At 60.5% G+C, this 25,131-nt stretch carries 26 protein-coding genes; 12 read left to right on the top strand and 14 right to left on the bottom strand.

Annotated features, from left to right (window positions below; genetic code table 11):
* The first annotated feature begins 108 nt into the window (after positions 1–108).
* Complete coding sequence (locus tag PSEUDOMOFG3G_RS17925) at positions 109–1,317, top strand: ammonium transporter (protein ID WP_047226386.1); 1,209 nt, start codon at positions 109–111, stop codon at positions 1,315–1,317.
* Between the two features lie 2 nt (positions 1,318–1,319).
* Here the strand turns inward: PSEUDOMOFG3G_RS17925 and PSEUDOMOFG3G_RS17920 are convergent, their stop codons facing one another.
* Complete coding sequence (locus tag PSEUDOMOFG3G_RS17920; RefSeq protein ID WP_047226387.1) at positions 1,320–3,032, bottom strand: monovalent cation:proton antiporter-2 (CPA2) family protein; 1,713 nt, start codon at positions 3,030–3,032, stop codon at positions 1,320–1,322.
* 191 nt (positions 3,033–3,223) lie between these two features.
* On the opposite strand from PSEUDOMOFG3G_RS17920, the gene PSEUDOMOFG3G_RS17915 reads away from it, so the two are divergent.
* The 3 genes from PSEUDOMOFG3G_RS17915 to PSEUDOMOFG3G_RS17905 all read left to right on the top strand — a co-directional run bounded on the left by PSEUDOMOFG3G_RS17915 (position 3,224) and on the right by PSEUDOMOFG3G_RS17905 (position 4,837).
* On the top strand, positions 3,224–3,463 hold the full coding sequence (locus tag PSEUDOMOFG3G_RS17915; RefSeq protein WP_047226388.1) for a glutaredoxin family protein: 240 nt from the start codon (positions 3,224–3,226) through the stop codon (positions 3,461–3,463).
* Between the two features lie 92 nt (positions 3,464–3,555).
* Positions 3,556–3,876: a transcriptional regulator gene (locus PSEUDOMOFG3G_RS17910; RefSeq protein WP_047226389.1), complete on the top strand. Its 321-nt coding sequence runs from the start codon at positions 3,556–3,558 to the stop codon at positions 3,874–3,876.
* Between the two features lie 70 nt (positions 3,877–3,946).
* Entirely contained in the window at positions 3,947–4,837 is an 891-nt protein-coding gene (locus tag PSEUDOMOFG3G_RS17905) for a pseudouridine synthase (protein WP_139050758.1), read from the top strand.
* Between the two features lie 78 nt (positions 4,838–4,915).
* Here the strand turns inward: PSEUDOMOFG3G_RS17905 and PSEUDOMOFG3G_RS17900 are convergent, their stop codons facing one another.
* Together PSEUDOMOFG3G_RS17900 and mobA are read right to left on the bottom strand one after the other, a co-directional pair.
* Entirely contained in the window at positions 4,916–5,137 is a 222-nt protein-coding gene (locus PSEUDOMOFG3G_RS17900; RefSeq protein WP_047226391.1) for a YgdI/YgdR family lipoprotein, read from the bottom strand.
* A gap of 76 nt (positions 5,138–5,213) precedes the next feature.
* A complete protein-coding gene (gene mobA / locus PSEUDOMOFG3G_RS17895; protein ID WP_047226392.1) occupies positions 5,214–5,816 on the bottom strand; it encodes a molybdenum cofactor guanylyltransferase MobA in 603 nt (200 codons plus the stop codon).
* Between the two features lie 78 nt (positions 5,817–5,894).
* Here mobA and moaB point away from each other — a divergent pair, with 78 nt between their 5' ends.
* Positions 5,895–6,434, top strand: a complete 540-nt coding sequence (moaB, locus tag PSEUDOMOFG3G_RS17890; protein ID WP_047226393.1) for a molybdenum cofactor biosynthesis protein B — start codon at positions 5,895–5,897, stop codon at positions 6,432–6,434.
* Positions 6,435–6,456: 22 nt separating this feature from the next.
* Positions 6,457–7,644 carry a gephyrin-like molybdotransferase Glp gene (gene glp, locus PSEUDOMOFG3G_RS17885; RefSeq protein WP_171061401.1) on the top strand — a complete coding sequence of 396 codons (1,188 nt, stop codon included), beginning with the start codon at positions 6,457–6,459 and terminating at the stop codon, positions 7,642–7,644.
* A gap of 61 nt (positions 7,645–7,705) precedes the next feature.
* Here glp and PSEUDOMOFG3G_RS28130 read toward each other — a convergent pair whose 3' ends face one another.
* A complete protein-coding gene (locus PSEUDOMOFG3G_RS28130) occupies positions 7,706–8,014 on the bottom strand; it encodes a hypothetical protein (RefSeq protein WP_223194406.1) in 309 nt (102 codons plus the stop codon).
* Between the two features lie 343 nt (positions 8,015–8,357).
* Here PSEUDOMOFG3G_RS28130 and yegS point away from each other — a divergent pair, with 343 nt between their 5' ends.
* Positions 8,358–9,275: a lipid kinase YegS gene (gene yegS / locus PSEUDOMOFG3G_RS17875; RefSeq protein WP_047226396.1), complete on the top strand. Its 918-nt coding sequence runs from the start codon at positions 8,358–8,360 to the stop codon at positions 9,273–9,275.
* Here the strand turns inward: yegS and PSEUDOMOFG3G_RS17870 are convergent.
* The 3 genes from PSEUDOMOFG3G_RS17870 to PSEUDOMOFG3G_RS17860 form a co-directional block, all read right to left on the bottom strand.
* On the bottom strand, positions 9,259–9,918 hold the full coding sequence (locus PSEUDOMOFG3G_RS17870) for a response regulator transcription factor (protein ID WP_047226397.1): 660 nt from the start codon (positions 9,916–9,918) through the stop codon (positions 9,259–9,261). The genes yegS and PSEUDOMOFG3G_RS17870 overlap by 17 nt on opposite strands.
* Positions 9,915–10,808: a sensor histidine kinase gene (locus tag PSEUDOMOFG3G_RS17865; protein ID WP_139050847.1), complete on the bottom strand. Its 894-nt coding sequence runs from the start codon at positions 10,806–10,808 to the stop codon at positions 9,915–9,917. Before PSEUDOMOFG3G_RS17865 ends, PSEUDOMOFG3G_RS17870 begins: the two co-directional genes overlap by 4 nt.
* 233 nt (positions 10,809–11,041) lie before the next feature.
* Positions 11,042–11,512 (bottom strand): hypothetical protein, encoded by a 471-nt coding sequence (locus tag PSEUDOMOFG3G_RS17860; protein WP_047226399.1) that lies wholly within the window; start codon positions 11,510–11,512, stop codon positions 11,042–11,044.
* A gap of 480 nt (positions 11,513–11,992) precedes the next feature.
* Here PSEUDOMOFG3G_RS17860 and PSEUDOMOFG3G_RS17855 point away from each other — a divergent pair, with 480 nt between their 5' ends.
* Both PSEUDOMOFG3G_RS17855 and PSEUDOMOFG3G_RS17850 read left to right on the top strand, forming a co-directional pair.
* On the top strand, positions 11,993–12,916 hold the full coding sequence (locus tag PSEUDOMOFG3G_RS17855) for a chemotaxis protein CheV (protein ID WP_076385689.1): 924 nt from the start codon (positions 11,993–11,995) through the stop codon (positions 12,914–12,916).
* A gap of 71 nt (positions 12,917–12,987) precedes the next feature.
* Complete coding sequence (locus PSEUDOMOFG3G_RS17850) at positions 12,988–13,797, top strand: MOSC domain-containing protein (protein WP_076385687.1); 810 nt, start codon at positions 12,988–12,990, stop codon at positions 13,795–13,797.
* Positions 13,798–13,923: 126 nt separating this feature from the next.
* Here PSEUDOMOFG3G_RS17850 and PSEUDOMOFG3G_RS17845 read toward each other — a convergent pair whose 3' ends face one another.
* From PSEUDOMOFG3G_RS17845 to PSEUDOMOFG3G_RS17820, 6 genes are all read right to left on the bottom strand, one after another.
* Positions 13,924–14,208: a pyrimidine/purine nucleoside phosphorylase gene (locus PSEUDOMOFG3G_RS17845; protein ID WP_047226402.1), complete on the bottom strand. Its 285-nt coding sequence runs from the start codon at positions 14,206–14,208 to the stop codon at positions 13,924–13,926.
* 95 nt (positions 14,209–14,303) lie between these two features.
* Positions 14,304–14,846, bottom strand: coding sequence for an exonuclease domain-containing protein (locus tag PSEUDOMOFG3G_RS17840; protein WP_047226403.1), 543 nt, complete (start codon positions 14,844–14,846; stop codon positions 14,304–14,306).
* Between the two features lie 62 nt (positions 14,847–14,908).
* Positions 14,909–16,879, bottom strand: coding sequence for an acetyl/propionyl/methylcrotonyl-CoA carboxylase subunit alpha (locus tag PSEUDOMOFG3G_RS17835; protein ID WP_139050756.1), 1,971 nt, complete (start codon positions 16,877–16,879; stop codon positions 14,909–14,911).
* Between the two features lie 81 nt (positions 16,880–16,960).
* Positions 16,961–18,118, bottom strand: coding sequence for a citronellyl-CoA dehydrogenase (gene atuD / locus PSEUDOMOFG3G_RS17830; RefSeq protein WP_107322182.1), 1,158 nt, complete (start codon positions 18,116–18,118; stop codon positions 16,961–16,963).
* Between the two features lie 44 nt (positions 18,119–18,162).
* Positions 18,163–19,779: a geranyl-CoA carboxylase subunit beta gene (gene atuC / locus PSEUDOMOFG3G_RS17825; protein ID WP_139050755.1), complete on the bottom strand. Its 1,617-nt coding sequence runs from the start codon at positions 19,777–19,779 to the stop codon at positions 18,163–18,165.
* 43 nt (positions 19,780–19,822) lie between these two features.
* Positions 19,823–21,613, bottom strand: a complete 1,791-nt coding sequence (locus tag PSEUDOMOFG3G_RS17820; RefSeq protein ID WP_139050754.1) for an acyclic terpene utilization AtuA family protein — start codon at positions 21,611–21,613, stop codon at positions 19,823–19,825.
* A gap of 181 nt (positions 21,614–21,794) precedes the next feature.
* Between PSEUDOMOFG3G_RS17820 and PSEUDOMOFG3G_RS17815 the strand changes: the two genes are divergently transcribed.
* The 3 genes from PSEUDOMOFG3G_RS17815 to PSEUDOMOFG3G_RS17805 all read left to right on the top strand — a co-directional run bounded on the left by PSEUDOMOFG3G_RS17815 (position 21,795) and on the right by PSEUDOMOFG3G_RS17805 (position 24,406).
* Positions 21,795–22,418, top strand: a complete 624-nt coding sequence (locus PSEUDOMOFG3G_RS17815; RefSeq protein ID WP_139050753.1) for a TetR/AcrR family transcriptional regulator — start codon at positions 21,795–21,797, stop codon at positions 22,416–22,418.
* A 121-nt stretch (positions 22,419–22,539) separates the two neighbouring features.
* Positions 22,540–23,322 (top strand): ABC transporter substrate-binding protein, encoded by a 783-nt coding sequence (locus tag PSEUDOMOFG3G_RS17810; protein WP_171061399.1) that lies wholly within the window; start codon positions 22,540–22,542, stop codon positions 23,320–23,322.
* Between the two features lie 70 nt (positions 23,323–23,392).
* Complete coding sequence (locus PSEUDOMOFG3G_RS17805; protein WP_139050752.1) at positions 23,393–24,406, top strand: GNAT family N-acetyltransferase; 1,014 nt, start codon at positions 23,393–23,395, stop codon at positions 24,404–24,406.
* Between the two features lie 136 nt (positions 24,407–24,542).
* Here PSEUDOMOFG3G_RS17805 and PSEUDOMOFG3G_RS17800 read toward each other — a convergent pair whose 3' ends face one another.
* Positions 24,543–25,091: an RNA polymerase factor sigma-70 gene (locus PSEUDOMOFG3G_RS17800; protein ID WP_025212663.1), complete on the bottom strand. Its 549-nt coding sequence runs from the start codon at positions 25,089–25,091 to the stop codon at positions 24,543–24,545.
* Positions 25,092–25,131: the final 40 nt, after the last annotated feature.

Below are 25,131 nucleotides of genomic sequence, written 5' to 3'. Positions count from 1 at the left end.
TTCGGTTCATCGGTTTTTCGGTAGTCAGATGAGATGTCTCGACTTGGTGCGTCGTCTGGGCGGGCGAACCGGTTTGGTGCTTTTTTCAACTTTTCAGGTCTGCCAACCATGGAAAATATGCAAAGCGCTGTGGACACTCTGGTCCATAGCTCCAACACGCTGTTCATTTTGCTCGGTGCGGTCATGGTTCTGGCGATGCACGCCGGTTTCGCGTTCCTTGAAGTGGGAACTGTCCGACAGAAGAACCAGGTCAATGCACTGTCGAAAATTCTCAGTGATTTCGCCGTCTCCACCCTGGCCTATTTCTTCGTGGGCTACTGGGTTTCCTACGGCGTGACCTTCCTGCAACCTGCTGCGGCGCTCAACGTCGATCATGGTTACAGCCTGGTGAAGTTTTTCTTCCTGTTGACGTTCGCCGCCGCGATCCCGGCGATCATTTCCGGCGGTATTGCCGAGCGTGCCCGATTTGCCCCTCAGTTGTGTGCCACGGTGTTGATCGTCGCGTTTGTGTATCCATTCTTCGAAGGCGTGGTCTGGAACGGCAATTTCGGCCTGCAGGCCTGGTTGCAAGCCCAGTTCGGCGCCGGCTTTCATGATTTTGCCGGTTCGGTGGTCGTGCATGCCATGGGCGGATGGCTGGCGCTGGCGGCCGTGCTCTTGCTGGGGCCGCGTAACGGCCGTTACCGCGACGGTCGCCTGGTGGCGTTCGCGCCATCGAGTATTCCTTTCCTGGCCTTGGGGTCGTGGATCCTGATTGTCGGCTGGTTCGGCTTCAACGTGATGAGCGCCCAGACGCTGCCGGCGGTGAGCGGGTTGGTGGCGATCAATTCATTGATGGCCATGGTCGGCGGTACCGTGGCGGCGTTGGTCGTCGGACGCAATGACCCCGGCTTTCTGCACAACGGTCCGTTGGCCGGGCTGGTAGCGGTCTGTGCCGGTTCGGACCTGATGCACCCGATCGGCGCACTCGTGACCGGAGCTATCGCCGGTGCCTTGTTTGTCTGGTTTTTCACCGCGGCCCAGGGCAAGTGGAAGATCGACGATGTGCTCGGTGTCTGGCCGCTCCACGGGTTGTGTGGTGTCTGGGGCGGCATTGCTTGCGGGATCTTCGGCCAGAGCGCTCTGGGCGGCCTGGGCGGGGTCAGTTTGATCAGCCAACTGATCGGCACCACGCTGGGCGTTGTCGTTGCCCTGTGCGGCGGGTTCGCGGTCTATGGTGCGATCAAGGCTGTGGTGGGACTGCGGCTGACTCAGGAGCAGGAGTATTACGGCGCCGACCTTTCGATCCACAAGATCGGCGCGGTCAGTCAGGACTGATCCTAAGGCTCTTTGTCCTGATTCCCAGGATAAAAACCGTGTAGCAAGCGATAGCGGTCGTGGCGGACCTGATCCACATGCTGCTGGACCTGCTGGTTCGGCAGCCCGAGCATGATCAGGGCGTGGGAGGCCAGCATCAGGCTTGACTCCAGCAGCTCCGGGACCACTTCGCTGGCCCCGGCAGCCTGCAACTCCGCCAATTGGCTGTCATCGCGGGTACGCACCAGAATCGGCACCTGGGGATTGAGCCGGCGGGCTTCCTTGAGCACGCTGATGGCGATGTCGGTTTTGTCCACGGCGATCACCAGCAGCTTGGCGCGACTCAGTCCGACGGCGGCCAGCAGGTCGCCCCGGCGTGAATCTCCATAGTGCACGCAGCTTTCCCCGACGCTGGCTTCCTGAATGATGACTGGATCGTCGTCCAGGGCCACGAACGCCTGGTGTTCCCTGCGTAGAAACCTGCCGATTGACTGGCCGACGCGACCATACCCGCAAATGACTACATGACCCGACAAATCGGCGTTGAGTGCGCTTATCTGGTCCAGCTGTGCCTCTTCGTTGGGTTTGCGGTGCAGGCGGGCAGCAATGCGCGGCGCGGCACGCAACAGCAGTGGCGTCAGCAGCATCGAGCAGAAGGTCGCTGCCAGCAGCAGGCCGCTGATGTCGGCGGGCATGAGGCGGTTCTGCTGCATCAGTGCCATCAGGGCAAAACAGAATTCGCCGCCCTGGGCCAGGGCCAGGCCACTACGCCAGGAGGTTTCGCCGTCGTCCCCTTGCCATTTCACCAGCACTGCGACCACGCAGCCTTTGATAAGCATCAATCCCAGGGTCAAGCCGAGGATCAGCAAGCCGTCCTCCACAAACAACTGCAGATCGATCAGCATGCCGATGCTGACGAAAAACAGCCCCAGCAGAATGTCGCGGAACGGCCGTATGTCTGCCTCGATCTGATGTCGGTAATGGCTTTCCCCCAACAACATGCCCGCCAGAAACGCCCCGAGGGCCGGTGACAGACCCAGCAGATGGGTCAGCCACGCTGTCAGCAATACGATCACCAGGGCCAGCAGCACGAACAGCTCAGCGGACCGGGATTCGGCCACTTCATGGAACAGCCGTGGCAGCAGCAGACGACTGGCCAGCAGTAAACCGCCGAACAGCACCAGGGTCTTGCCCAGGGTCAGGGGCAACGCCCAGTACCATGGTTGCTCGCTGCTGCCGGCGAACACGGGGACGAGGGTCAACAGCAACACCGCGACGACATCCTGGAACAGCAGCACACCGATTGCGTTCTGGCCATGGCTGCTGAATATTTCCCCCAGGCTGGTCAGCTCCTTGCTGACAATAGCGGTGGAGGACAAGGCCAGCCCGGCGCCGAGCAGCATGGCGGCGACAGGTGGGGCGCCGAAGAGCAGCAGCAAACTGCCCAGCAGTATCCCTGAGCACAGCACCTGCAGGCTGCCAAGGCCGAACACGACCCTGCGCAGTTCGATCATCTTCGCCAGGGAGAACTCCAGCCCCAACGAGAACAACAGGAAAACCACCCCGAGCTCGGCCAGGTCTGGCAGTTCCTCGCTGTCGTTCACCCAGTCCAGGGCGGTGGGGCCGACCGCCAGACCGACACAGAGATAACCCAGTACCGGCGGCAGGCGCAGTCGCCTGAACAGGGCGATGACCACCAGGGACGAGGCAAGAATGATCAGCAGATTGGCAAACAAGGGGTACTCCGTTTCAAGGTTTGCGCCACACAGCGTAGAAGGAAAATAAGCGACGGGCATTGCCGGAAAAGTATTGGCGCTCAATGATTTGCACAGCGTTTTACCGAAGCACTGTCAGATTTTCTACCCGGCTCGACGGTTTTGCAGGGTGGGCCTAGAATGACCGTCTCTCTTTAGTGGGTCTACCTGCCATGCCTCCTGAATGCCAGTTGTTCGGCACCCTGGGTTGTCATCTTTGTGAAGTTGCCGAAGGTGTATTGATGTCTTTCGTCGAGCATGGATTGTTGGTGGAGCTGGTGGATATCGCCGAGAGCGAGGTTTTGTCCGAACGTTATGGGCTGCGAATCCCGGTCCTGCGCCGGATCGATACGGGCGCGGAACTGGATTGGCCTTTCGATGATGCTGATCAGGTCGCCGCTTTCCTGAGTTGAAGCCTGCCATACGTCGCGTCCGGGCACTGGCATTGGCGAAAATCCCCTTCTTCGGTTACTGTATGCCCATACAGCTATCTGGAGTGCGTCCCTTGGTCAATGTCGAACAACTGAAAAACAGCGTGAACAGGATGTCCGTGGACGTTGTGCGCGAGGCGGTCCAGGAGTTGCGCCTGGACGGGCTGGTAACCGAAGGCAAGACGCCCTTCAACAAACTGCATTTCAACACCTGCTTCGCCGAGATCGAAGCACTGTTCCAGCGTGCCGGCTACCACAAGCAACTGGATGTGGTGGGTTACCAGGGTCTGTTGTATGCATTGTACGATCCGGGTCGCTGGGAGGCGGTGGAGGTGCTGCGCTGGCTGAAAGAGTTCACTGAAGCGGCAGCAAAGACGACGTCGATCCCGGCGTGAAGCAATCATTGCTGGGCTGACATGCGCGGCTGGCGGATAATGCCGCCCTGCCAAAGGATTAGAGTTTTCAATGTCCCGGTCATCATTTTGCGCCGCTCACCATCAGGCCAGTACCTTGTATCTTCCGCCCGGCTCCTGGCAGACGGTGCTGGAGTGCCTGTGCGAGCATTTCAGCACCATCAGTCGCGAGCAGTGGCTGGACCGCATCACCCGGGGGCGGGTATTGGACGGCGAGGGCAGGGCCATTGCTGCCGACCTGCCGTACCGGGAAGGCCTGCGCATCCACTACTTTCGTGAGGTGCCTGACGAGAAGCCGATCCCGGTCGTGGAATCGATTCTGTATGCCGACGAACATCTGGTGGTAGCAGACAAGCCGCATTTTCTGCCTGTCACTCCAGCGGGCGAGTATGTCGAGCAGACCCTGTTGCGACGTCTGATCCGACGTCTGGACAATCCCCATCTGGTGCCCTTGCACCGTATCGACCGGCATACGGCGGGGCTGGTGCTGTTTTCAGCCAACCCGCAGACCCGTTCGGCTTATCAGTCGCTGTTTCCAACGCGCAAAATCGAGAAACGCTACCAGGCCATAGCCCCTGCGTTACCTCAGATGACCTTCCCTCGGGTGCATAAGAGCCGAATGATCAATGGCGAGCCGTTCTTCCGGATGCAGGAAGGGCCGGGCGAGCCCAATACCGAAACGGCCATCGAAGTCCTGGAAAAGAACGGCGAGTTGTGGCGCTACGGTCTGTCTCCGGTCACGGGCAAGAAGCACCAGTTGCGAGTGCATATGAATGCCCTCGGGGCGACTATCTGTAACGATCCGTTCTACCCGGACGTGCTGCGGGACGTGGAGGACGATTACGCCAACCCGCTCAAGCTGCTGGCCCAGGGGTTGAGTTTTATCGATCCTGTCACCGGCCAGGAACGTGTTTTTCAAAGCGATATCAGCTTGCAGTGGTAATCGGGCTGACTTTCGAACAGGCATCAAAAAGCCCGCAAGTATCGCGGGCTTTTCTGTAGCTGGCTGTGGCGTTGAAGGTTACAGGTCTTTAACGGTACGAACCTGATCCTTGTTCACGCGAGTCTCTTTACCGTCCAGTTGCTCGAATTCGTAGAAGCCGGTGTCTTCGTCGTACTCGGGGGTGTCGACGGCCTGGATTTCGCGACCGTCATTCAAGGTAATCACTGTTGGCGATGCGCACCCGGCGAGAGTGGCGAGGCCCAGTGCGAGCATGAAAGTGGCGAGGGTCCGTTGAGTCATGGTGTTTCTCCGAAATAGGATTCTTCAAGTTACTGACCTTCAGACGTATACAGCGCGCGCAAGTTCCTGGCTAGTGTCAATCTGACACACCTTTGTGGCCGCTGAGCAGTTCAGGCGTGTTCAGATTTGCCAGGCGAATATCGTTGGCAGGGCATTGCAGTGCAGTCGCATGCAACGCCCGCATGATGCGGCCCGGGCTGCGTTCGCCTTCGCTCCAGGCCTGTTCGAAAGCCGGGGCCAGCGCCACAGGAATGACGCACAGCAACGGTTCCCAATGTTCACCATGACGTACCATCAGCGGCTTGTCGGGATGCTGGCTCGCCTCGCTGAGCATGCTGTCGAGCAGGCTGGAGTCGATCTGCGGTACATCACACGGCAGCACCAGCAGAGAAGGGTATCGTGCCACCTTGAGGCCCGCCCGGATGCCTGCCAACGGACCGGGGAAGCCCCCTTCATCGTCATGCACCAATTGATCGGCATACAGCGCATAGCGTTCCGGATTGCGGTTGCAGGAGATAATCAGGTCGTCGCTCAGTGCGCGCGTCTGTCGATGCAGATGGGCGATCAACGGTTCGCCCTGCCACTGCAACAGGCCCTTGTCCTGCCCGCCCATGCGTTGTCCGCGCCCCCCCGCCAGCAGCAGGATGGAGCATGATGGCGGGGAAGTATTCGAGGTCATGGTGTGTCTCCGCACGGGCGAAAAAATGAAGCGCTGTGATATAACACCGGGCTGTTTCCTCTACAACTGGACGAGCCTATGAAAGCCAAGGCTGATGTACCTTTCGTGCCGCTCAATATCGCGGTGCTGACAGTCAGTGATACCCGCACCCTTGAAACCGATACGTCGGGGCAGGTTTTTGTCGATCGGCTCACGGCGGCCGGTCACAACCTGGCGGCGCGGGTTCTGCTCAAAGATGATTTGTACAAGATCCGCGCGCAAGTCGCGAACTGGATCGCCGAGGACGTGGTGCAAGTGGTGCTGATTACTGGCGGCACCGGTTTCACGGGGCGCGACAGCACTCCGGAAGCCGTCGCGTGCCTGCTGGACAAACAGGTCGACGGCTTCGGTGAACTGTTTCGCCAAATATCGGTGGCGGACATCGGCACTTCCACCGTCCAGTCTCGGGCGCTGGCAGGTCTGGCCAATGGCACGCTGGTTTGTTGCCTGCCTGGCTCAACCAACGCGGTGCGTACTGGCTGGGACGGGATACTGGCCGAGCAACTGGATGCGCGGCATCGTCCGTGTAACTTCGTGGCCCATCTGAAACAGGCAGCGCCCTGTGAATCCCGTGGGTAAACCGGGCAAGGCCGGTGCCTTGATGGCCGTGGAGGTGGCGTTGGAGCGTTTGCTCGAGATGGCGGCGGCTACGTCGATTGTCCAGCGTGAACGTTTGCCTTTGGCCGCGGCGCAAGGCCGGGTGCTTGCAGAAGATCTGGTATCGACCCTTGATTTGCCGCCATGGCCCAACAGCGCCATGGACGGCTACGCGTTGCGGCTGGCTGACTGCACAGGTGAGCCGCTGGTGGTCAGTCAGCGAATTTTCGCCGGCCAGGCCCCGGAGCCGCTGGCTGCAGGAACCTGTGCACGGATCTTCACCGGAGCGCCTGTCCCTGCCGGCGCTGACTGCGTCGAGATGCAGGAAAACGCCGTGGTTGAAGATGACCTGCGCGTACGCTTTACCGAGCCCATGGTGAGCGGGCAAAACATCCGCCCGCAGGGGCAGGAGACAACTGTCGGAGAAACGGTTCTTTCCTGCGGTACTCGCCTGGGGCCGATTGAACTGGGGCTGGCGGCGTCTCTTGGCTGCGCGTCGCTGGAGGTGGTGCGCAAGGTGCGTGTTGCAGTGCTCTCCACCGGTGACGAACTGGTAGAGCCAGGTCAGGCGCTGGGCCCTGGTCAGATCTATAACAGCAATCGCGTACTGCTCTGTGGCTGGTTGCAGCAGCTGGGTTGTGAGGTGGTCGACGCAGGTATTCTGCCCGACGACTTGCCCGCCACCCGCCAGCGTCTGGGGCAGTTGTCGGATGTCGATCTGATCCTGTCCACTGGCGGCGTATCGGTGGGGGAGGCTGACTTCCTGGGGACCGCCTTGCGCGAAGAGGGGGAACTCGCGCTCTGGAAGCTTGCCATCAAGCCTGGGAAACCGCTGACGTTCGGGCATTTTCGTGGTGTGCCTGTGATCGGCCTGCCCGGAAACCCTGCCTCGACCTTGGTGACGTTCGCATTGTTAGCCCGGCCTTACTTGTTACGCCGCCAGGGTGTTCAGGCGGTAACGCCGCTCAAGTTCAAGGTACCAGCCGGCTTCGACTGGCCTAAGGCAGGCGGTCGACGAGAATACTTGCGAGGTCGCCTCGAGAACGGTCGGGCGATCATCTACCGCAATCAAAGCTCCGGTGTGCTGCGCAGCGCGGCCTGGGCTGAAGGACTGGTTGAGGTGCTTGAGGGGCGAACCCTGGTCGAAGGCGACGAAGTGGGTTTTATTCCCTTGAGCGAGGTCCTGGGCTAGCGCTGCGGCACTGGGGTATCCGGCCCGAGTCGAGTGCTCGGGCTTTTCATGCCCATCGATTTTATCGCGAGAGCAGCATGACCAGTTGATCGAATCGACTGTTCGCAATCCAGCCCAGCAGGCCAAAGACCACCGCTGCTGCGCCTGCCGAATAGGCGAGCCTGTGGCGGATGACTTTCACATCGGTTCGGATTTCATCCATGTCTTTACGGATGTATTTAAGGTGGGTTTCCAGTTCAACGACGCGCGGTTCCAAATCAATTCCTCCTGCGGGATTACTGCAACTTTTGCATTCGTTTTGAACGTTGGCCTGTTCGCTTCCAAATGATGCGAGCTGCCGGGGCGACAGCTTGTATTTATGGTTATGCATGGGGCGCTTCATCCCCTTGGCCATAACTGTTCGAACCACTGTTCCGGCCCCTGCGGGCCGTGATGTATCCATCCATGGGTTAAGACATCCTTGTGTAATGAGCATTTAAACGATCCAGCACAACAGAGCACCAAAGTGTCTCAATACCGTTGACGGGTCAATTGAGCTGATTCGCCAGTTCTTGTAAGAAAATTCTTCGAGTCGAGAAGTGGGCGGCGGGGGCTGTCCGCCGGTTTTCCCCATGGGCGCGCGGCGCAGTCTTTTATTTAATTTGAATCGGTCCGGGCTTTTTCGGCCGTGTGAGTGGTCCCATTCTCTGAACCTTCCCATGACGGAGATAACAATGAGCAAAGGCAAGGCGCTGTTGATTTTGCATGGCAAGCAAGCGCTCAACGATGAGGTTCGCGCCGCAGTGATGCTCAAGCGCAAGCAGGGCTGGGACCTTGCGGTCCGAGTGACGTGGGAGGCCGGCGATGCCCGACGCTGTGTCGATGAGGCGCTGGATGCCGGTTACACGACGCTGATCGCCGGCGGTGGGGACGGGACCTTGCGTGATATCGCCGAGGCGATCGTGCGTAAATCGAGTGAGGTCAGCCTGGTATTGCTGCCGCTGGGTACGGCCAATGACTTTGCCCGTGCCGCCGGTATCCCGCTGGAGCCGGAGCAGGCCCTGGATCTGCTGGATGTGACGCCCCAGGCTATCGATTTGGGCGAAGTGGGCGGTCAGATCTTCCTGAATATGGCCACGGGCGGTTTTGGCAGCCAAGTGACGGCGAACACCTCCGAGGACTTGAAAAAGGTCTTGGGTGGCGCCGCCTATTTGTTCACCGGTTTATCACGTTTCAGTGAACTGAGTGCGGCCTACGGTGAGCTGCAGGGCCCGGATTTCCACTGGCAGGGCGATTTGCTGGCGCTGGGCATCGGCAATGGCCGGCAGGCCGGAGGGGGGCATGTACTGTGCCCTGAGGCGCTGGTCGATGATGGATTGCTGGACATCAGTGTCCTGCCGGCGCCTCAGGAGGTGGTCAGTACCCTGAAGGATTTGCTGGCCGGTGGCCTGGGGATCGACAACATGTTCGTGCGCGCACGCCTGCCATGGGTGGAAATCAAGGTCGCTCAAGGCCTGGATATCAATCTTGATGGCGAACCGTTGCAGGTCGACAGTTTGCGTTTCACTGTGCAGGCCAAAGCGCTGCGTGTTCACCTGCCCGCCGATTCGCCTTTGCTGAGTACCTCGGTGGCGCTTAATCGTCCAGGCTGATGATCTGCTCGCGCACGGCGAACAGCACCAGTCCGGCCACATCATGGATCTGCAGGCGTTTCATGATTTGCGCCCGGTGGGTTTCTATGGTCTTGATGCTCAAGCTCAGGCCGTTGGCGATTTCCCGGGTGGACTTGCCACGCACGATCAGCCGCAGGATCTCCAACTGGCGGGCGGTCAGATTATGAGCCTGGCCAGGATCGGGTTGCGGTTTCTGGGTACGGGTCAGTGCCTGGTTGATCACGGTGTGGGCAATGGCAGGGCTCAGGTAGCGTTCGTTGTTGCGCAGCGCTTCCAGCGCGTGTTCCAGCTCGGTGGCGGTGGTGTCCTTGAGCAGATAGCCATGGGCTCCGGATTCCAGCGCCTGCATGATTAACGCCGGATCGGTGTGCATCGACAGAATCAGCACTTTGCTCTGGGGACGCACGCGCTTGAGCTGTTGCAGCGCGTCCAGGCCGCAGGTGTCTTTCATGGAGATATCCAGCAAGACGATATCTGGAACCAGCCGTTCAACCAGTTCCAGCAATTGCGTCCCGTCACTGGCTTCGCCGATCACGGCATATCCGGGCAGATCCATGACCAGGGCGCGCACACCGGCCCTGATCAGCGAGTGGTCATCTATCAGAAGCAAATTACAAATCAATGGAGAACCTTATTCTTGCTGGCCCGTTCCAGGGCGCGAGGTGTCCAGGGAAAGCTTGCCTCAATATGGGTACCTTTGCCGGCCTCGCTGATGACCTTCAAGGTGCCGCCCAGTTGTTCAACCCGCTCCGACATGCCGGCCATGCCGCGTTGTCCTTCGTGAGCGGGGTGGGAGGCCGGGACGAATCCCTTGCCATCGTCACTGATCAACAGGGTCAGGCCTTCGGGCAAGCGTTGCAGGCGCACCAGCAGGTTTTTCGCCTGGGCATGGCGCAAAATATTGGTCACGGCTTCCTGGGTGATTCGAAACGCGGCGACCGTCATTTCCTCAGGGATGCCGGTCATGCGTTGTTGGCAGTCCAGGCTCCATTTCAGCGGCGTATTAGCCAGCGTCTTGAGCAGGTGCGCGCGCAGGCTGGCTTCAAGTCCCAGGCTGGTCAGTTGTCTTGGGTTGAGAATGGCTGATACGTCGCGAACCTTATTGAGCGTTTCGTCCAGCGTCTCGCAGAGGATCGTGCACTGGCCGTGCAGTTCTTCCGGAATACGGCGCTTGAGCCATTCGCTTTGCAGTTTGGCTGCGGTCAGCAACTGGCCGATATCGTCGTGCAATTCACGGCTGAGCCTGTGACGCTCGTTTTCCTGGACCTCAAGCAACCGATCGGCCAATTCCTGGGGCTGGAACTTGATGGATTTGTGTGACAGGCGATGCTGGATCCAGACACAGGTCATGGCTGCGCTATTGAGCGCCAGCAAACTCAACGGGACGGTCGAGGCGAACAGATAGGCCAGCAGGCTGCCAAGGGTCGAGCAGATGCACAACAACAGCGTGAAACGGCGGGCATTTTCTCGGGAGGGTGGCCAGGTGATGATTGACTTGAGGCTGGCGTACATGACGGATGGAGCCAATGAATGTTCGCTGCGGGCAGGCTGGTCAGCGTATCTGACAGGCCGGGACGGATAAACGTTTCAGGTCGAAGATGGCCTCAGTTGGCGGCTTAATGCCACTATCTTGAAGCCTCTGACGCGGGAGATAGTACCACTTCATATTTCGTTGGTCGCGTTCAGCATGGTGGCGTGAAAGTGCCAAGTGTCAGCCGCATCGGGTCGAACCGCACTCATCGGCCTCAGGCCTGCTTTTGTGAGTAGGGCACCAAACCCAGGGGGCGCGAAGCAGGCAATGTCTGGCCAGGACTCTGGCCTACCTGGAAGGCAAAGGCTTCGATCAACGAGGTCTGTTCGCTGCTGTCCAGGCTGAGCTGGCCGGTGGTGTGATCGACCAGTTCCAGTTGCCAGGCCATCAGGGTGAAGCAATCCTTCAGCGCGCCCAGCGCCTGCTCATGCAATTCAACGTGACTCTGCGCATTGCTGAGCAAGCCATGGATATGCAGCGAAAATTCTGAAATGGCTTCCAGCGCCAGGGCGTCGGCCTTGTTTGCCAGCTTCAGCAAGGTGCTGAGCATGCAATCAATGGCGTCCCTGTCGTCGTTGATCAGCTGCAGATGGGTCAGGCATTCCTCTGACTTGGCCAAAAGCGTTTCGGCCTCGATCAGAAATTCGGGAAGGCGCTGATTCCAGTTTTTACGATCGTTCGGCATGCTTATCTCCACAACATCATGTCAGACGCAAGAAAATCGCGTGTGGCGAACGGCTGGACTTCTCGGCCGGCAACTGACGAAGACCCGCAGGCACTCTTTCGCCCGTAGACAAAGGCATGCGCGCAAACGATTGCACTGGCGGGATCGGCCAAATGGCTGGAAGTCCGGTGTCCTGCGGTCGCGCACAAAGGCCTGACTCCGTTCAGCAATGAGAATGGCGTCACATTAATGGCTATTGGATAGCGGGAATATCAGGTTGGACCTGATTGTCCCTAGGGGAAACCCCTAGGCGGGGGAACTTTGTGCGCAAACTGAGGTCGCGCAGCGGCAGAGCTGGGGGATGAAATCCGTGAAGCAAGTAAAGCATGATGCTAATGTGACATCAATGCCCTGCGCGAGATTTTATACAGGGGTCAAGATCCCGTCTGCACGGCCGATATCTCCTTCATGGATTCATCCGAACAAGCCTAGGAGTCATAGATGGCCGGCATTCTCGACACAGTAGATCAACGAACCCAACTGGTGGGTGAGAATCGCCTGGAAATTCTCATGTTTCGCCTGGCAGGGCGGCAGTTGTTCGCCATTAACGTGTTCAAGGTCCAGGAAGTACTGCAGTTGCCGAAGCTGACGTTGATGCCGCAGCGCCATCCGTTTGTGTGCGGTGTAGTCAATCTGAGGGGCCAGACATTGCCGGTGATCGACCTGTCCCAGGCCATCGGTATGCGTCCGCTGGTGCCGGGAGCTAACAGCACCATTATCGTCACTGAATACAACCGTTCGGTTCAGGCGTTCCTGGTGGGCGGCGTGGACCGCATCGTCAATATGAACTGGGAAGCCATCTTGCCGCCCCCGACCAGCGCTGGGCGTGAGCACTACCTGACGGCGATCAGCAAGGTTGACGATCAGTTGGTGGAAATCATCGACGTGGAAAAGGTCCTGGCCGAAATCGTGCCTTATAACGCCAAGGTTTCCCGGGACAAGCTCGAAGATCCGGTACTGGAGCGCGCCCGTGGACGCGAAGTGCTGCTGGTGGACGACTCCAATGTCGCGCTCTCTCAACTGCGCGATACGCTGGGTCAGTTGGGTGTGAAGATGCACGTTGCCAGCGACGGTTTGAAAGCCCTGAACATGCTCAAGGCCTGGGCCGATACTGGCGAAGTGATGACCGACAAATTACTGATGATTTTCACCGACGCGGAAATGCCGGAAATGGACGGCTATCGCCTGACTACCGAGATCCGCAACGACCCACGTTTGCGCGGGCTCTACGTGGTGCTGCACACCTCGCTGTCCGGTAGCTTCAACGATTCGATGGTCAAGAAGGTCGGCTGCGACAACTTCCTCTCCAAATTCCAGCCGGACAAGCTGGTTGATGTGGTGCGCCAGCGACTGATGCTCGACTGAGGCTGATCATGGTTTGCTTCAATGGCCGGCTCGTATAAGGTGGCGTTTTTTCGTCACCGGGGAAGTCGACCATGTTGCGGCTGAGCGCGCTGTATCGTTATCCGTTGAAGTCCGGCAAGGGCCAGCTCCTGCAAGGCATAGGCCTGGACAAGCTGGGCCTGGACGGTGACCGGCGCTGGATGCTGGTGGACGAGGGCACCGGGCGCTTCCTGACCCAGCGGGCGGTGACCCAGATGAGCCAGCTCTCGGCATTGTGGAATGAGGCCGGCGGTCTGACGCTCAGTGCGCCAGGTTTTGCCACCCTGGATGTGCCCCTGCCACCTGTTGACGAAGAGCAACGGCGCGGAGTGATCATCTGGCGCGACACCTTGCGCGTACCGGATGCCGGTGACGAGGCGGCGGCCTGGGTCAGCGAGTTCATCGGCAAGCCCACCCGGCTGGTTCACGTTCCGGTGGAACTGGCGCGCACCACCGCCGCCGGTTACGGCAAGGATGACGACAAGGTGGCGTTCGCGGACGGTTTCCCCTTGCTGCTGATCGGCCAGGCCTCTTTGCAGGACGTGTCCGATCGGGTCGGCCGCCCTTTGGAGATGCTGCGCTTTCGTCCCAACCTGGTTATCGAGGGCAGTGAGGCATTTGCCGAGGATGGCTGGAAGCGCATTCGTATCGGCGATGTGGAGTTCCGGCTGGTCAAGCCCTGCTCACGCTGCATCATGACCACGGTCGACCCGCAAACCGGCGAACGCGACCCTGACCGCGAACCCTTCGCCACGCTGCAGCAGTATCGTTCGACACCGGACGGTGCGATGTTCGGCCAGAACCTGGTCAATGACAGCAATGGTTGGCTTGAAGTGGGTATGCCGGTTGAAGTGCTCGAATAAACACCGCTTTTGAAAAAACAATGCCCGTGTCCACTGGACACGGGCATTTTTCATTATCCGATGCCACGCCGGGGCTTTTGTGGCGAGGGGATTTAGCGAAACGTCGCACCGCCCCTCGCCACAGGCTTAGCCGCGGTATTCACACAGGTAGGCGGTGTCGACGGCGACCTTGAGCTGGAACTTGCTATTGGCCGGTACATTGAACTGGCTGCCGGCCTCGAAGGTTTCCCAGTCGGTGCTGTCGGGCAGTTTCACGGTCAGGGCGCCGGAGACGACGTGCATGATTTCCCGCTGGGCCGTGCCGAATTCGTATTCGCCCGCAGCCATGACGCCGATGGTCGCAGGGCCTTCGGCTGTGCCGAAAGCGATCGACTTGACGGTGCCGTCGAAGTACTCGTTGACTTTAAACATGGGCGATTCCTCGAAAAAAGGGGCTGGAAAAGGCCGGCCAGTATGCACAAGGCTTCAACGTTCGTCATCTGCCGCGCCGCAGTCGTGGCTCGCGTTCAGCCTGGGAGTACCAGGGGTAGTAACCGCGCCGTATTGCGCGCATCTTCCAGGGCCCGGTGTTGTTGACCGCAGAATTGCAGGCCGGCCAGTTGCAGCGCCCCGTTGAGCCCCAGTGGTCGCTCCAGCCGGCGGGCTTTGGCGAAGCGCTGCTTGAGGTTCATGTGCGGCACTTGGCCGAGAAAGCTGTGCAACCGCTGATGCTGCCATTCCTGAAGCAATTGCTTGCGGTCGTAATCGCCCCAACTGACCCAGCTCTCCAGGTTCGCGTGGTACTGCGCCAGCCAGCGTTCGAACGCCGGCCAGACCTCGGTCAAAGGCGCGGCGCTGTCGATATTGGCCTGGGTGATATGGGTCAGCTCGCGACAGAAAGGTGTGAGCAAGGGACGCCTCAACGGCTTTACGAACCGCTGGAAGTGGTCCAGCTCGCGGCCATCCCGATTCACCAGCGTGGCGCCGATTTCGATAATTTCCATTTCGGTTACCGGCCAGCCACCTTCATCGGTGGTGGCCTCCAGATCAATCACCAGCCAGTGAGGCATCGCAAGGTTCCCGGTATCGGCGTGCTGATGGGTTTGAGCGTAGTCAAACCCTGCGCATCCGCCTAGTGCGCTGTTTCAACCTGCAATAATAACTGGCGGTTTTTCACCTGATCGCCTGGCTTGACGTGTAAGGTCCTGACCACTCCATCAATACCTGCCTTGAGTGGGTGCTCCATTTTCATCGCTTCGAGCACCATCAGTAGCTGTCCCTGGCGTACTGCCGTCCCTTCGCTGACCAGTACTTCGACGATAGCGCCGTCCATTGGTGCCTTGAGGGAGCCATCGCTGACGCTGGCCCTGGCGGCGACGGGGGCCTGGGTCCGATCCTGCAAATGCAGGCCGCCTGGGCGAGTGAACAGCCACAGGTCGTTACCATCGAGGTGCCAGGCATGGCGTTGGCGAATACCGTCGATCATCAGCGTTACGCCGCACTGATCAGCTTCGAGCAATTTCAACTCGATCACACGCTCGGCTATCCGGATATGCAGCGTGCCGCCGGTTCCGGCGGTCAGGGTCAGGGTCCAGTCGCGCTCGCCCAGGCCAATGCGATAGCGCCGCACCGCGCCGCTATTGTTGCTCCATCCTCCCAGGCCGGGCGCATGACGTGCATGCATGGCCTGATAGAACAAGGCTGCGGCGATGGCGAGCTGCTCAGCCGAGGGGGCGGGGGCCTGCAAGGCAGGATGATCGGCGAGGTGTTGCTGGATGAAACCGGTGCCGAAATCTCCATCAATGAATTGTGGATGAGCCAGCAACCCCGCCAGCAAGCGCTGATTGGCCTGTATACCCAGGAGCACGCAGTCCTCCACGGCTCGCAGCAATTTGCGTCGGGCCTCTTCACGGGTAGCGCCGTGGGCGATGACTTTGCCCAGCATCGGGTCGTAGAACGGGCTGATGGTCTGGCCTTCAAGCAAACCATGGTCGATTCGTACACCGTCGCGGATAGGGGGTTCCCAACTGAGTAAATGGCCGGTTTGCGGCAGAAAGTTCGCAGCCGGGTCTTCGGCATACAACCGCACCTCCATGGCGTGACCACTGAACTGGACCTGGTCCTGGCGCAGGGGCAGTGGCAGGCCGGCGGCCACATCCAGTTGCCAGGCCACCAGGTCCAGTCCGGTGATCAGCTCGGTGACCGGATGTTCGACCTGCAAGCGCGTGTTCATCTCCAGAAAGTAAAAACCGCCGTCCGGGGCGAGCAAAAACTCCACGGTCCCGGCACCCACATAATTGACCGCGCGGCCAGCCTTGAGCGCGGCGTCACCCATGGCCTGGCGCAGATCGGCGGTCATGACCGGGCAGGGCGCTTCTTCAATGATTTTCTGGTGGCGTCGCTGGATCGAGCAATCCCTTTCGCCCAAATGGAGCAGATTGCCGTGATGGTCAGCGAAAATCTGGATTTCCACATGCCGTGGATTGATCAGGGCCTGTTCGAGGATCAACTCATCGTTGCCAAAACCATGCAACGCCTCGGAGCGCGCGGTGCGTAACTGTTCCAGCAGGTCTTCAGCCCGCCAAACCAGGCGCATGCCTCGGCCACCACCGCCGGCGCTGGCCTTGATCATCAACGGATAGCCGATGCGTTCGGCTTCACGGCACAAGGTGTCGTTGTCCTGATCGGTGCCTTCGTAACCGGCGATGCACGGTACGCCGGCGGCGATCATGGCGACTTTCGAACGGCGTTTGCTGCCCATCAGGTCGATGGCGTCGGGGCTGGGGCCAATGAACACGATACCGGCCTCTGCGCAGGCCTTGGCGAACCCGGCGTTTTCCGAGAGAAAACCGTAGCCGGGGTGGATGGCGTCGGCGCCAGTACGCCGGGCCGCATCGAGAATGGCCGGCTGATTGAGGTAGGACTGCGGCACCGGTGCTGCGCCGATGAGTACCGCTTCATCGGCCATGCGCACATGCAGCGCGTCGGCGTCGGCCTCGCTGAACACCGCCACGGTGCGATAGCCCAGGGCCTGGGCGGTACGCTGGATCCGGCAGGCGATTTCACCGCGGTTGGCGATGAGGATCTTGCTGAAGGCGGGCATGGTGGTCATTCCTGGGTTTTTCGGTGGCAGTCAGGGCCTCATCGCGAGCAGGCTCGCTCCCACAATGGAGAGTGAACACAGTCATTTTTTCTTGCCCGGCAAAATGCCCATGAGTTTGCAGATGATGCCCAGCATGATCTCGTCCGCACCGGCGCCGATGGACACCAGTCGCACGTCGCGATACGCCCGCGCCACCGGGTTGTCCCACATGAAACCCATGCCGCCCCAGTATTGCAGGCAACTGTCGGTGACTTCCCGGGCCAGGCGCCCGGCCTTGAGCTTGGCCATGGACGCCAGCCGCGTCACATCCTGGCCGTTGATGTACTGCTCGGTGGCCTGGTAGACCAGCGCCCGCAGGCATTCGATCTCGCTGGCCAGTTCCGCCAGGCGAAAGTGGATCACCTGGTTGTCGATCAGGGCGGTGCCGAAGGTCTTGCGCTCCTTGCAGTACTCGATGGTGCTGTCGATGCAGTGCTCCAGCCCCTTGAGCATGTTCGCCGCGCCGAACAGGCGTTCCTCCTGGAACTGCAACATCTGCATCATGAACCCGGCACCTTCCTGGCCAACGCGATTGCGTTGCGGCACCCGTACGTCGTCAAAGAACACCTGGGCGGTTTCCGAACTGCGCATGCCGAGCTTGTCCAGGTGCCCGCCGAGGCTGATACCCGGGCTGTTCATCGGCACCATGATCAGTGATTTGTTGATGTGGGGCTTGTCGTCCGAAGTGTTGGCCAGCAGGCACATGAAATCGGCGCTCGGTGAATTGGTGATCCACATCTTGCTGCCGTTGATGACGTAGTCATCGCCATCCTTGCGGGCCGTGGTCTTGAGCCCGGCGACATCAGAGCCGGCCCCGACTTCCGAGACGCCGATGCAACCGACCTGCTCACCGCTGATGGCCGGGCGCAAGAATGCTTCACGCAGCTCATCGGAGCCGAAACGCGCCAGGGCCGGGGTGCACATGTCGGTCTGCACGCCGATGGACATCGGCACGCCGCCACAATGAATGGTGCCGAACTCCTCGGCAGCGACGATCGAATAGCTGTAGTCCAGGCCCATGCCGCCGAACTGCTCCGGCTTGGATATACCCAGCAACCCCAGTTCACCGGCCTTGCGGAAAACCTCGTGGATGGGAAACCGTCCGGCCTTCTCCCATTCGTCGACATAGGGGTTTATCTGCTGGTCGACAAACTGGCGAACGGTGCGCCGCAGAGCTGCGTGTTCCTGGGTGAAGATCATTTTATTGTTCTCCTGTGAGCAGCGATCAAAAGTCCTTCACACGTTCAGAAACGGGCCACACCGAAACTGTTGGGTTGCAGCGGGCGAAGCTCAGCCGCGTGGCAGATGTCCAGCAGGTAGCCTAGCAACGTGCGGGTGTCGCGCGGGTCGATGAGCCCGTCATCCCACAGGTTGGCGCTGCCGTATAGCGCAGTGGACTGGCTGTCGAGTGTCTGCGCGGTGGTGTGTTCGAGCAGGTCCAGCATCTTCGGGTCGGGGGTGAGGCCATTCTTGATCTGCGTCGCCTGCGTGACGATGCGCAAAACCTTGCCGGCCTGGGCTCCACCCATCACCGCCGTGTGGCTGTTGGGCCAGGCGAAGATGAAGCGTGGGTCCAGCCCTCGGCCGCACATGGCGTAGTTGCCGGCGCCGTAGGAACCGCCCACCACGACTGTCAGCTTCGGCACCCGGGCGTTGGCCACGGCCTGGATCATCTTCGCCCCATGCTTGATCACCCCTTGTTGTTCCGACTCGGTGCCGACCATGAAGCCGGTGGTGTTGTGCAGGAACAGCAGCGGTGTGCGGCTCTGGTCGCACAGCTGGATGAACTGCGCGGCCTTGCTCGCGCCCTTGGGCGTGATCGGGCCGTTGTTGCCGATCAGGCCACAGGCATGGCCACGAATGCGCAGGTGGCCACAAATCGTCTGTTGATCGAACTCGCTTTTGAATTCGAGGAAGTCCGAACCATCGGCGATGCGGGCGACGATTTCCCGCACGTCATAGGGCTTTTTCGGGTCGTCGGGGATCAACCCCAGCAACTCATCGGCCGGGTAGAGCGGCTCTTTCCAGGTGCGTTCAGGCGGTGTCGGCCGTTGCTCGTTCCAGGGCAACAGGCTGACGATCTCCCGGGCCAGGCGTATGCCATCGGCGTCATTCTCGGCCAGGTATTCAGCGGTGCCGGCCACCTGCGCATGCATTTGCGCACCGCCCAGTTCTTCTTCCGTGGCGACTTCGCCAGTGGCGGCCTTGAGCAGCGGGGGGCCGGCCAGAAACAGCCGTGCTTTGTCGCGCACCACTACTACGTAATCCGAGAGCCCCGGCTGGTAGGCCCCGCCCGCCGTGGCCGAACCATGCACCACAGTAATCTGCGGCAAGCCCATGGCGGACATCCGCGCCTGATTGGCGAAGCTGCGTGCTCCTTCGACAAAAATCTGCGCGGCATAATTGAGGTTGGCGCCGCCGCTTTCGGCCAGGGTGATGATCGGCAGTTTGTTCTCCATGGCGATCTGTTGCAGACGCAGGGTCTTGTTCAAGCCGCTGGGGGAGATGGTCCCGCCCTTGATCGCGCTGTTGTTCGCCACCACCAAGACCTGAGCGCCGGAGACGTAGCCGATCCCCGCGATCAAGCCGCCCCCGGCCTGGCTGCCGTCCTTGTCGTCATGGAGTTTGTAGCCGGCCAGGCTCGCCAGTTCCAGGAACGGCGCGCCGGGGTCCAGCAGCAGGTTCAAACGCTCGCGCGGCAGCAGTTGGCCGCGTTGCTCGAACTTGGCCTGGGCCAGGGCGGCGTTCTCCAGCACCGCCTGTTCGATCTGACGCAGGTGTGCGACGCCAGACAGCATGGCCGCGTGGTTGCGGGCGAAGTCGGCGCTGTGTGGGTCAAGGTGCGATTCGATGACTGGCATGGGTGTTCCTTGTGCTCGAACCGAACGCCATGGCGATCGTCCTTTAATTGACCTGATCGGCGATGCTCTGGGGCACCGGTATCTGGATCTCCAGCAATTGCTGAGCGAACGCCTTGCCCTGCGGGTCGATGCGCAGGCTGGCGACACCGCCGCCGCCAAGGGCATTTTCCAGCACGAAGTTCAGGCTGTGGGTGCCCGGCAGATACCAGCGTTCGACGCGCCCCAGCAGTGGGTCGAGCGCGTGGCTCATCCAGTCAACCAACACTTGGGGCGTCAGCGCCTCGGCGATCCACGGCAAGTATTCGGGGGCGCGGGCGAGCACACCGATGTTGCTGTGGTTGCCCTTGTCGCCGGAGCGCGCCACCGCCAGTTTGACCAACGGCACGCTGGCATCAGCCCGGCCCTGGGGTTTGGGCAGGTCGGGAGCGACCGGCAAGTCGCGGGTTTTCAGCGCTTTGACGGCGGGCAGCAGGCAAGGATGACTCTGCCCGTCGAGTTCGATGTGGAGCCGGCAGGCGGATTTGTCGATCAGGAACGAGAACAGGCGAATCAACGGATACACCGTCGGGCGACCGCCCATCAGGCCGGTCAGCCCCGGCACCATGCCGGTGGCGGCCTGGGCGATTTCCCTGGAAAACAGCACCAGCGGCTGTTTGTCGGGGTGGCGCACCGCCAGTTTGATCACCACTTCACGGCTGTCCTGGCGCCTGCCGTGCTGGCCGTAAGTGGCTTCGCTGCCCAGAAGCTCGATGTTCACCTCGCTGTAGGGCGCCCAGCCGCGCGAACTGAACAGCTGCGAAGTCCTGGCGATGATCGCCTGGCTGACCCGTTCGGCCTTGGCCACCGCATCGATGCCGGCGATCAGGCACAGGGCGGTGCAGCGAAAACCGTCGGCCCAGGTGGCGCAGACCTTGTATTGATCGGTGGGCGGCAAGCCCTTGGCGCCTTGGACGCGCACCGCGTGTTTGCCTTGCTGGATCAACCTGACCTGACTGAAGTCGCAGATCACGTCCGGCAAGAGATAGCCTTGGGGATCGCCGATTTCATAGAGCAGTTGTTCCCCGACCGTCAGCGGCGTGACCAGCCCGCCGCTGCCTTCGGCCTTGGTGACGATGAATTGGCCGTCGGCGCTGACTTCAACGATGGGAAAACCGATGTGCTCGTAATCCGGTACTTCCCGCCAGTCGGTGAAATTACCGCCCGTGCATTGGGCCCCGCACTCAATGAGGTGCCCGGCCAATGCGGCCTGGGCCAGTTTGTCGTAGTCGTGCCAGGCCCAGCCAAACTCATGCACCAGGGCCGCGCTGACCACGGCGCTGTCCACCACTCGGCCGGTGATCACGATGTCGGCTCCCAGACGCAAGGCCTCGACAATGCCGGGGGCACCCAGGTAAGCGTTGGTGGACACGCACACCGCCGGCAGGGGCGCGCCGCTGAACATCTCGATAATGCCCTGGCTGGCGAGCTGTTCGAATTGTGGTTGCAGGTCGTCCCCCTGCAGCACCGCGATCTTCAAGGGCACGCCGGCCTTGTCGCAGGCCGCTTGCAGAGCGGCGGCGCAGGCCTGGGGGTTGACCCCGCCGGCATTGCTGATGACGCGGATCTTGCGTTCATGCAAACGAGCAAGCAGCGGTGTGAGCACTTCGATGAAGTCCGTGGCATAGCCGCCCCGAGGGTCTTTCATGCGCGCCCCGGCCATGATCGACATCGTGACCTCGGCCAGGTAATCGAACACCAGGTAGTCCAGTTCGGCGCCTTCGACCAGTTGCGCCGCAGCGGTACAGGTGTCGCCCCAGAAGGCGCTGGCACAACCGATACGTATCGTTTTTGGCATGGTGCTCCCTCCGGCCGACGTCGCTCGAGACTACCAAGCAAGCGCTTGGTTTGTAAACGACCGCCGGTTCTTCGATCCAAGCGCTTGCTTGGGTGCCCCGGCCAGCTTAAATTGCCCGCGCCACCTCGCCGGTTCCGCAAGCGTGGCCCGACGTTGATCGATCGACTGTAGGAGAGAATGGGTGGATGAGCAAAAAGCCCTGAACGTGATGCGTGAGCTGGTCGATAACGGGCAACTGACCGATCCTGACAGCGCTCGCGGCAAACTGCTCCAGACCGCCGCCCACCTGTTTCGCAACAAAGGGTTCGAGCGCACCACGGTGCGCGACCTGGCGAGCGCGGTGGGCATCCAGTCGGGCAGCATCTTTCATCACTTCAAAAGCAAGGACGAGATCCTGCGGGCGGTGATGGAAGAGACCATTCGCTACAACACGGCGTTGATGCGCGCGGCGCTGGCCGAGGCCGATAGTGTGCGCGAGCGGGTCCTGGCGCTGATTCGCTGCGAGTTGCAATCGATCATGGGCGGCAGCGGCGAGGCGATGGCGGTCCTGGTCTACGAATGGCGTTCGTTGTCTGAGCAAGGTCAAAGACAGGTGCTGGCTTTGCGTGATATTTATGAGGCCCTGTGGCTTGAGGTTCTTGGGCAGGCCAAGGACGCGGGGTATATTCGGGGCGACGTGTTCATCACCCGTCGTTTCCTGACCGGCGCCCTGTCCTGGACCACCACCTGGTTTCGCGCCGAGGGCAGCATGAGTCTTGATGAGTTGGCCGAGCAGGCCTTGATTCTGGTGCTTGAAGAAAAATAAAAAGAGGCAGCAATGCCGCTGAGTGGTCGCCCTGCGTGCCCTGCGTGATGCATTGAGATGCCTGGTTGGATTCACTGATGATTAATTTTCTGGGGAGTGAGCTGTCTTGACGTTTTCAACGATGGGGATAGCCTCGCGCGTCTTGCTGGCTGCGTTTATTGCAGTGTTCGCGTTGCCGGCCACGGCTGCGCAACTGGTCCGGATTGGCGCAGCGCATTTTCCGCCCTACACGATACGCCCCGAAACTGGCGCGGATACCGGTTTGCTGCCGCAGTTGGTAGAAGCCTTGAACAAGGCCCAAAGCGACTATCAATTCGTGCTGGTTCCGACGTCGATTCCGCGCCGTTTCAATGATTTCAAGCAGGGCCGGGTCGACATGGCCATTTTCGAGAACCCGGACTGGGGCTGGAAGGATGTGCCTCATACTGCGGTAGACATGGGCCTGGAAGATGCGGAAATCTTCGTTGCCCAGCGTCAACCGGATCGTCAGCAAGACTATTTCTCTGATCTGAGGGGCAAGCGCCTGGCGCTCTTCAGCGGCTACCACTACGCCTTTGCCGAATTCAACGCCGACCCCAAGTTCCTGACCGGCCAATACAACGCCACGCTGACGTATTCCCATGACAGCAACCTGCTGATGGTCTTGCGCGGGCGTGCGGACATTGCGCTGGTCACCCGTTCGTACCTCATCGACTACGTGCTGCGCAATCCTGACGTCGACCCTCAATTGCTGATATCCGAACGTATCGATCAGATTTACCACCATTACGCGCTGATCCGCCCCCAGGCGCCGATCTCTGGCGAAGCGTTCGAGCGACTGCTGCAAAAGCTGCGGGACGACGGGCAGATGCTGGCGATTTTCAAGCCCTACCAGATACAGCTGGTGCCAGCGCACGATCATTGAACGGGGCACTAAATTTCCCTGCCTGGCTCACGTCACACGTTAACTACCGACGACTACGTGAGCCCCGCCCATGTCCAATCTCAAGCACCCGACGACGCTGCCTTTACCCGGCGGTCGCCGTCTCGGCGCCGATGAAACCGAACGCCACCTGAGCCTGATGCTTGAGGGCGCGCCGCTGATCCGGCTGCGCCTGGAGCGTGGTACCGAGCTGCATGTGCATTTGCAGGAAATCAACGATCGGCCCGTAGGCCCGGCGCTTTGGGCGGCCTGCTATTGGCTGTTCGCCCGCGATCCTGAATGCCGGCGCCTGACTTGGCATCTGCCCGAGCGCCCCGGTGAAGCCTTGCTCAGCGGACTGCTGACGCCCGGCGAGTGTGCCGACGAATACATCTGTGAGCGCACGATGTTCTGGCAACTGCCGCAACCCTGGCTGGGGGAGTCGTTCAACGGCAGCTATCCGCAACAGATGATTATCACCGATGGCAAGCGTCATCCGCGCCGGCCCATGAAGCCGCGAGGCGAGGTGTATCGGCGCTTCGATGCGCGCCTGGGAGCCTGGGTGTCCTTGCGCACCCTGGAAATCGAACAGGACCTGACGCGCTTCAACCGCTGGCAGAACAGTCCTCGGGTGGCGAGTTTCTGGCAGGAGGAGGGCAGCCTGGAACAACATCGCGAGTATCTGAGCACACTGCAGCGCGATCCCCGGGTGCTGACCTTGATCGGTTGTTTCGACGACCAGCCTTTCGCCTACTTCGAAGCCTATTGGGCCAAGGAGGATCGGATCGCGCCGTTCTATGACGTGCACAATTATGATCGCGGCATTCACATGTTGGTGGGCGAGGAGCAACACCGCGGCCCGCACAAGGTGGCGAGCTGGCTGTCGGCGCTGGTGCATTACCTGTTTCTCGACGACCCGCGCACCGAGCGGGTGGTGGCCGAACCTCGAGCCGACAACGCCCGGATGATCGGTCATCTGCACAACCAGTGTTTCCACTGTGAAAAGGAATTCGATTTCCCCCACAAGCGCGCGGCGCTGATGATTCTGGGGCGTGAGCGGTTTTTTGATCGGTGTGGGTTGAGGTGAGGTTGTAAGCCCCTAGAGCTCCATCGCGAGCAGGCTCGCTCCCACAGGGATTGCGCACAGCACAGACTTTGTGAGTGCGCAGATCCATTGTGGGAGCGAGCCTGCTCGCGATAAGGCCCGAAAAATCAGTGCAAAATCACCGCCGGGCAAAGGTATCCCCACGCACTCCCGACACCTTGCGGCAATGCACCAGGGCGTCGCGGATCATGAAGTTCACCAGGGTCGGCGAGACCCCCAGCTCCTTGGCGATATCCTTCTGTGGCACACCGTGCAGGCGGTACATCTCGAAGGCATAGCGGGTGCGGCTGGGCAGTTCGGTGAGCGCGTCGGCGATGTGCTCCAGCGTCGAGAAATTGATGTGTGACGTTTCTGGCGAAGCACCCTGGATCACCACATTCAACCCTTCCTCTTCCGGCCCCGAGTATTTCTGTTCCAGCGCCTGCTTGCGGTAATGGTCGATCGCCAGGTTGCGCACGATCTGAAACAGGTAACTGAGCTGAGCCTTGAAGGACGAGGTGATCTGGGGCGCCGATTGCAGCCGGAAAAACGCATCCTGCACCACGTCTTCTGCCCGGGACCGGCAACCGGTGATTCGTGCTGCGATCTTGACCAGGATCATCCGGTTATCCACGAATGCCTGAAGTAACGGTGAGTCGCACCTGCTTGTGGATACTTGTTCCGTCATGGAATTCACCTTGTTGCAAAAAGTTAGCAGGACGAGGGAT

This window comes from Pseudomonas sp. FG-3G, from assembly GCF_901007645.1.
GTDB classification, from domain to species: Bacteria; Pseudomonadota; Gammaproteobacteria; order Pseudomonadales; family Pseudomonadaceae; genus Aquipseudomonas; species Aquipseudomonas rhizophila.
Note: the sequence above shows the minus strand (reverse complement) of the source record. Positions and strands in the feature narration are given on the sequence as shown.

What these genes read in the sequence shown, in the direction of transcription:
- PSEUDOMOFG3G_RS17925 (WP_047226386.1), top strand. Translation starts at nt 109, where the DNA reads ATGGAAAATATGCAAAGCGCTGTGGACACTCTGGTCCATAGCTCCAAC.
- PSEUDOMOFG3G_RS17915 (WP_047226388.1), top strand. Translation starts at nt 3,224, where the DNA reads ATGCCTCCTGAATGCCAGTTGTTCGGCACCCTGGGTTGTCATCTTTGT.
- PSEUDOMOFG3G_RS17905 (WP_139050758.1), top strand. Translation starts at nt 3,947, where the DNA reads ATGTCCCGGTCATCATTTTGCGCCGCTCACCATCAGGCCAGTACCTTG.
- PSEUDOMOFG3G_RS17900 (WP_047226391.1), bottom strand. Translation starts at nt 5,137, where the DNA reads ATGACTCAACGGACCCTCGCCACTTTCATGCTCGCACTGGGCCTCGCC.
- mobA (WP_047226392.1), bottom strand. Translation starts at nt 5,816, where the DNA reads ATGACCTCGAATACTTCCCCGCCATCATGCTCCATCCTGCTGCTGGCG.
- moaB (WP_047226393.1), top strand. Translation starts at nt 5,895, where the DNA reads ATGAAAGCCAAGGCTGATGTACCTTTCGTGCCGCTCAATATCGCGGTG.
- glp (WP_171061401.1), top strand. Translation starts at nt 6,457, where the DNA reads ATGGCCGTGGAGGTGGCGTTGGAGCGTTTGCTCGAGATGGCGGCGGCT.
- PSEUDOMOFG3G_RS28130 (WP_223194406.1), bottom strand. Translation starts at nt 8,014, where the DNA reads ATGCATAACCATAAATACAAGCTGTCGCCCCGGCAGCTCGCATCATTT.
- yegS (WP_047226396.1), top strand. Translation starts at nt 8,358, where the DNA reads ATGAGCAAAGGCAAGGCGCTGTTGATTTTGCATGGCAAGCAAGCGCTC.
- PSEUDOMOFG3G_RS17865 (WP_139050847.1), bottom strand. Translation starts at nt 10,808, where the DNA reads ATGTACGCCAGCCTCAAGTCAATCATCACCTGGCCACCCTCCCGAGAA.
- PSEUDOMOFG3G_RS17860 (WP_047226399.1), bottom strand. Translation starts at nt 11,512, where the DNA reads ATGCCGAACGATCGTAAAAACTGGAATCAGCGCCTTCCCGAATTTCTG.
- PSEUDOMOFG3G_RS17855 (WP_076385689.1), top strand. Translation starts at nt 11,993, where the DNA reads ATGGCCGGCATTCTCGACACAGTAGATCAACGAACCCAACTGGTGGGT.
- PSEUDOMOFG3G_RS17850 (WP_076385687.1), top strand. Translation starts at nt 12,988, where the DNA reads ATGTTGCGGCTGAGCGCGCTGTATCGTTATCCGTTGAAGTCCGGCAAG.
- PSEUDOMOFG3G_RS17845 (WP_047226402.1), bottom strand. Translation starts at nt 14,208, where the DNA reads ATGTTTAAAGTCAACGAGTACTTCGACGGCACCGTCAAGTCGATCGCT.
- PSEUDOMOFG3G_RS17840 (WP_047226403.1), bottom strand. Translation starts at nt 14,846, where the DNA reads ATGCCTCACTGGCTGGTGATTGATCTGGAGGCCACCACCGATGAAGGT.
- PSEUDOMOFG3G_RS17835 (WP_139050756.1), bottom strand. Translation starts at nt 16,879, where the DNA reads ATGCCCGCCTTCAGCAAGATCCTCATCGCCAACCGCGGTGAAATCGCC.
- atuD (WP_107322182.1), bottom strand. Translation starts at nt 18,118, where the DNA reads ATGATCTTCACCCAGGAACACGCAGCTCTGCGGCGCACCGTTCGCCAG.
- atuC (WP_139050755.1), bottom strand. Translation starts at nt 19,779, where the DNA reads ATGCCAGTCATCGAATCGCACCTTGACCCACACAGCGCCGACTTCGCC.
- PSEUDOMOFG3G_RS17820 (WP_139050754.1), bottom strand. Translation starts at nt 21,613, where the DNA reads ATGCCAAAAACGATACGTATCGGTTGTGCCAGCGCCTTCTGGGGCGAC.
- PSEUDOMOFG3G_RS17810 (WP_171061399.1), top strand. Translation starts at nt 22,540, where the DNA reads ATGGGGATAGCCTCGCGCGTCTTGCTGGCTGCGTTTATTGCAGTGTTC.
- PSEUDOMOFG3G_RS17805 (WP_139050752.1), top strand. Translation starts at nt 23,393, where the DNA reads ATGTCCAATCTCAAGCACCCGACGACGCTGCCTTTACCCGGCGGTCGC.
- PSEUDOMOFG3G_RS17800 (WP_025212663.1), bottom strand. Translation starts at nt 25,091, where the DNA reads ATGACGGAACAAGTATCCACAAGCAGGTGCGACTCACCGTTACTTCAG.